Consider the following 5,883-nt stretch of genomic DNA (forward strand, 5'->3'; position numbering starts at 1 on the left):
CAGCGTCGGCACTTTGAATCCTGCTGCGTAAGCAATCTTAAAAACCAATGTTTTCAATCACTTACTCAACACCTCACCTCGTTCAAAACCGCCTTAATTTGCGGCCTCCCTAAGCAAGGACGGCGAATTCTACAGACATATAAAATCAGGTCAACCGCTATCTGTAAAAAAACTTAAAAAAATCGTAAAAAAGACAAAACTGACCAAATACCATACAGACAGTGATTAAAGAACAAACAACCGCGCTTAAAACTTAAACAACACACATAAAACGGGCACAAAAAAGGCGTCTAAGGACGCCTTTTTATCATTCTGTCTCCAACAAGCCCTTACTCAGGAGAAATGTTGGATATCTACTTGTTGTATTTCACCCTGCTCAATATCCCCCTGATAGAAATTCTTTGCGACTCGGGAAAATCTAGCCGGGTCATCTGTCACGAGAAAACTGACATGACCTGCTTTTTGTTCATTCAGCAATTGTCGTTCTGAAAGAAAGGATTTTACAACCGTTGCTGTTGTATCAGCCGAATCCACAAGCGAAACCTTATCTCCCACTATATTGGCAATACTTTCTTTTAATACCGGGAAATGCGTACATCCCAGAACAAGGGTATCCATTTCAGTTTGACAGTCTGAATCGAGTAGCGGCTTTAAGCACTCACCGATAATCGACTCTACAAGCTCTCCTTCGTGCCACCCCTCTTCCGCCAAAGCGACAAAGAGAGAACAAGCTTGAGCAGTAACAGAAGCATCAGGCTTACGCTTTAATATTGCAGACTGATAGGCCTGATTATTGACAGTACCTTCTGTAGCAATAACACCAATATGATTATTCTTAGTAGCTAAACAACTTGCTTGGGCACCTGGCTCAACCACACCCACCACAGCTATTTCTGGATTTAGCTTTTGCAGATGCTCTACAGCGACTGCCGATGCAGTATTACAGGCGATCACTAACAGTTTCACTTCACGAGAAAGAAGCGCTGCTGCAGCCTGCTCCGCGTAGCGCATTACTGAAGCAGCACTTTTCGTTCCATAAGGAACTCGCGCCGTATCACCAAGATAGATAAGGTCTTCATTTGGTAACAGATCCTTAATGGCATTAAGGACAGTTAATCCACCCACTCCTGAATCGAAGATACCTATAGGCAGGTTACTGCGCATTACTTCTTACTTTTCTTTTTCTTGTTAGCTTTTTTCAACTGACGAACGTGATCTCTAAAGCGTTCTTTCTTCGCCAGTTGTCGGCTTGATAACGGATTCTTCTTACCTTCAAATGGGTTATCGCTAGACTTAAATTCGAAACGTATTGGTGTCCCACGAATCCCCAATACAGATATAAATTTATTCTCCAGGTACCGTTTATATGAACCTGGTAAGGCGTTCGTCTGGTTACCATGTACGACAATAATTGGAGGGTTAGACCCACCCTGGTGTGCATAACGCAGTTTGATTCGTCGACCTTTAACCATAGGCGGCTGATGATCAGCAACGACATCTTCCAAAAGTCGGGTTAACTTGCTTGTTGACCACTTAGCCATCGCATATTCATAGGCTTCATCAACCGAGTCGTACATGTTACCTACGTTACTGCCGTGTAGCGCAGAGATGAAGTGCATATCGGCGAACTCAGCAAACTCGAGCTTGCGCTCAATCTGCTCTTTAACTCTCGCCTTCTCCTCACCATTCATGCCGTCCCACTTATTAAGCGCAATCACCAATGAACGGCCTGTATCGATAACAAAACTGAGCATGTGCATATCCTGCTCAGTTACACCTTCGCGCGCATCGATCACAAATACCACAACATGAGCATCATTGACCGCTTGCAGGGTTTTCACAATAGAAAACTTTTCCGCAGCTTCGGTAATATTTTTTCTTCTGCGCACCCCTGCCGTATCAATCAAGGTGTAATTCTTTTCATCCCTCACATAAGGGATATATACACTGTCGCGCGTTGTACCTGCCTTATCAAATACAACTACTCGATCTTCACCCAGCATTCGATTGACCAAGGTAGACTTACCCACATTCGGGCGCCCAACAACGGCAATTTTTATACTCTTTTCTACTTCATCCATGGTCTCTTGAGACTCTTCCTCTTCTTCAGGAAGCTCCTCTAGAACCATCTCAATCAGCTGAGTTACACCACGACCATGAGAGGCCGCAATTGGGAATGGCTGACCAAAACCCAACTCATAGAAATCCGCAACTACGACATCTGGATTCAAGCCATCAGTTTTGTTAACAACCAGATAAAAGGGCTTTTCACTTTTGCGCAGGTAGTTGGCGATCATATCATCCGCAGGATTTATACCCGCACGACCATCAACAATAAACAGAACTACATCAGCTTCTTCAACTGCTTGCAGCGACTGTTTTGCCATCTCATAGTCAATACCCTGCTCATCACCTGTGATGCCGCCGGTATCAACAACGATGTAATCCTGCTCTTCATTAGCAAGACGACCTTCACCGTATTTACGATCACGAGTCAAACCTGGCAGATCGGCTACCAAAGCATCTCGAGACCGAGTTAATCGGTTAAAAAGGGTTGATTTGCCAACATTTGGTCGGCCAACAAGTGCAATTACCGGAAGCATTAATAACTCTCTCCTGCATTAAGCAGGCAAAAACAAAAACGGCGGCTACTCACTAATGCAAGTAGCCGCCTACAAATTATAGCTGGATTTACTGTAAGCTCAGAGCAACCAAGCGGCCGCCATTAGCCAACACATACAGCACATCATCCTGAGCAATCATGTCGCCTTTAAGACCAGATGAATCGACCTTATGGCGGGCAACAAAGTGTCCATCAGTCTGAGACATAAAGTGAACATAACCTTCATAATCCCCAACAGCTACTGTTGACGACAACGTTACTGGTGACGTGATACTGCGATTTTCCAAATCTGACTGACGCCATACACTGGCGCTTGTACTGCGATCAAACGCCTGTACCGCATCATTAGCTTCACTCACATAGATGTTACCAAAACCTTCAGCCAGTGAACGATAGCTTGAAACGTCCTGAGCCCACACTACCTGAGCACGGTATGGATTAATCGCCACCAGACGTCCCTGATAACTAGTAACATAGAGCATTCCATCAACTAGCTTCGGACGCCCATCTATATCAACCATACGCTCTAATTCAGAACGCCCTTGAGGCAAGGCAACACGGTTTTCCCAGATCGCCGAACCCTTTGCATTATCGATAGCCACTAATTTACCGCTGGCAAAACCTGCAAAAGTCACATCAGCAGTTACAATTGGCACACTCGTGCCGCGCAGGGTCAATCGTGGAACAAGACTATCGAAGGTCCAACGGTGCTCACCCGTTGCAGCATCAAACGCAACAACCTTACCATTAATCAACTGAAAGACTGCCAGATCCTGATTAAACTGTGCAGCAGCTGTCACTTCAGAGCTAACGTCTGAACGCCAAAGTTCAGTGCCATCTTCAGATGAGAGCACATAAACAACACCATCTTCACTAGCAATTGCCACTTTGCCATAGCCCGCACCAACACCACCGACAACAGGAACATCCATCTCAACCTGCCACAGTTTAGCTCCAGTCTCCCGAACAAACGCAAAGACAGTACCATCTTTATCTACAGCAAAAATTTTATCGCCATCGATTGCTGGGGTAATCTGGTGATACTTATTACCTAGCCCCGAACCAACAGCAACAGACCAAAGCACATCAACCTGTTTCTCTGCTTCAAAAGAGATCAGCGGCGAGGGTTTAACTTCCTCCCCACTATCTCCAAAAAAGCCACAGCCAGAGATAAGTGCCGTCAGAACACCTGCAGTAACGATCTGCCCAATACGTTTCATTTAGCTTCCCTCTACAGCCAGATCGTCAAGCTTCATCTTTAACACCGGGCGACTATTTACTTCGGAAGCCTCCAATGCTGCTGAGTAAGCACTTCTAGCCTGTGCTTTATCGCCCTTAGCCAGATATAGATCACCCTTCAATTCAGAAATACTTGCTTTGTAGCCCGCTACCGGAGCCCCGCTAACGATTGAAAGTGCTTTATCTACTTCGCCCTGCGCAGCCAATACACGCGCTTTACGCAAACTAGCCAGAGCAAACATAGATTCAGTAGGCTGATTCGCCAGCACCCAATCCAACTCAGTAACAGCTTTATCCAGCTCATTATTATCAACGGCAACACGCGCCATGATCATCGCTGCATATTTTGCATAGGAGGATGAGTCGTAATCTGTCTTCAATTCTTCCGCCAGGTGTTTAGCAGTTACAAGCTGCGCTTCATCTTGCTGCGGGCCAATAGCCCCAACCACCGCATCCAACATATTCTGGTAGAGAATAGAAGCATTCTCAGACTGTACTGCTTGTTGCTGCTGCCAACCTTTCCAACCAAATATACCGGCCAGCGCAACAGCAACCCCCAGGAGCAGAGACTTGCCATTCTCATTCCACCAGTTCTTTAATGCCTGGACCTGTTCTTCTTCGGTGCGTAACTCTGCCACCTTTAACTCCTGTACCAATAAACTTTGTAATATGGCGCTTAAGCTTGCCAAATATTCTGAATTTTCTCTTTAATCTGCGTTTCCTGCAGATCAAACTCTGGTTCATTCTGGTGCCAGATTGTACCGCAAAGCTGCTGATTATCAGTTTCTTTTAGCAGGAGAACAATAGGCGCCCCACTCTGTTGTGCTTTCTGACTGATATTTTTCAAACCACCGCAATGAATTCGAACCCGCAATCCAGACAATTGATCACGTAGCTGATCGGCAAATAGCACCACTTTTGACTGTAATCCTTTGTGTTCAGCAGCCAGATAGAGATCGAATGGCTGCTTAACTTCTTCCGGTATCAATTCAAGTGTTTCCAGCAATAATATCAAGCGCTCAACACCCATAGCGAAACCTACTGCAGGGGTTGGTCGACCACCAAGTTGCTTAACCAGGCCATCATAGCGACCACCAGCACACACCGTACCCTGAGCACCCAACTTATCAGTCACCCACTCAAATACTGTTTTGCAGTAGTAATCGAGGCCACGTACTAAGCGCGGATTGATCTCATAATGAATTCCAGCAGCATCAAGCATATCGGTTAACTCTGTGAAATGCTGACGGGATTCATCATCAAGGTAATTAGTTAAAACCGGAGCACTATCAAGCAGAGCCTGAGTATTCGGGTCTTTACTATCTAGAATTCGCAGAGGGTTTGAATCAAGACGGCGCTGGCTATCTTCATCCAACTGATCTTTTCGTGCCAACAGATACTCTACCAGAGCAGCTTTGTACTCTTCACGGGCTTCATTACTTCCCAGCGAGTTAAGCTGTAGTGTTACAGAATCCAATAACCCCAGTCGCTTCCATAAACGGGCACTGAGCAGAATTACCTCCGCATCAATATCCGAGTTCGCCATACCAAACGTTTCTACACCGATCTGGTGGAACTGGCGATAACGCCCCTTCTGCGGCCTTTCATAACGAAACATCGGTCCCTGATACCAGAACCGCTGCATCTGATTAAATAGCAAGCCATGCTCTTCTGCTGCGCGGACGCAACTAGCTGTACCCTCTGGTCGCAAGGTCAGGCTATCGCCATTACGATCCTCAAAGGTATACATCTCTTTTTCAACGATATCAGTTACTTCACCAATTGAACGCTTAAAAAGATTCGTTTGCTCAACAACCGGCATACGAATTTCGCTATAACCGTATGCTGAAAGTACGTCTTTAACTGTGTTTTCCAGGTATTGCCACACTGGTGACTGTTCAGGCAGGATGTCGTTCATCCCACGAATGGCTTTAATCTTGGCCAAAATACAACCTATAACTCTTAACTTATTCTGCCAACGGCAAATTTATTCGGACGATATTCTTACGACTATGCTCGGC

General features: G+C 45.6%; 5 protein-coding genes. All 5 read right to left on the minus strand.

The genetic code is table 11. The features are described from left to right. Positions 1-333: 333 nt before the first annotated feature. The 5 genes from murI to hisS all read right to left on the minus strand — a co-directional run bounded on the left by murI (position 334) and on the right by hisS (position 5,780). The gene (murI, locus tag GY843_RS20935; RefSeq protein WP_297312623.1) at positions 334-1,164 is read right to left on the minus strand and encodes a glutamate racemase; all 831 of its coding nucleotides are present in this window, start codon (positions 1,162-1,164) and stop codon (positions 334-336) included. Beyond that, entirely contained in the window at positions 1,164-2,603 is a 1,440-nt protein-coding gene (gene der / locus GY843_RS20940) for a ribosome biogenesis GTPase Der (protein ID WP_297312624.1), read from the minus strand. Before der ends, murI begins: the two co-directional genes overlap by 1 nt. Positions 2,604-2,691: 88 nt before the next feature. Further along, positions 2,692-3,843 (minus strand): outer membrane protein assembly factor BamB, encoded by a 1,152-nt coding sequence (gene bamB / locus GY843_RS20945; RefSeq protein WP_297312625.1) that lies wholly within the window; start codon positions 3,841-3,843, stop codon positions 2,692-2,694. Beyond that, positions 3,844-4,500, minus strand: coding sequence for a tetratricopeptide repeat protein (locus GY843_RS20950; protein ID WP_297312626.1), 657 nt, complete (start codon positions 4,498-4,500; stop codon positions 3,844-3,846). A 38-nt stretch (positions 4,501-4,538) separates the two neighbouring features. Further along, complete coding sequence (gene hisS / locus GY843_RS20955; protein ID WP_297312627.1) at positions 4,539-5,780, minus strand: histidine--tRNA ligase; 1,242 nt, start codon at positions 5,778-5,780, stop codon at positions 4,539-4,541. Positions 5,781-5,883: the final 103 nt, after the last annotated feature.

This window comes from Neptuniibacter sp., assembly GCF_024231755.1.
GTDB lineage: Bacteria > Pseudomonadota > Gammaproteobacteria > Pseudomonadales > Balneatricaceae > Neptuniibacter.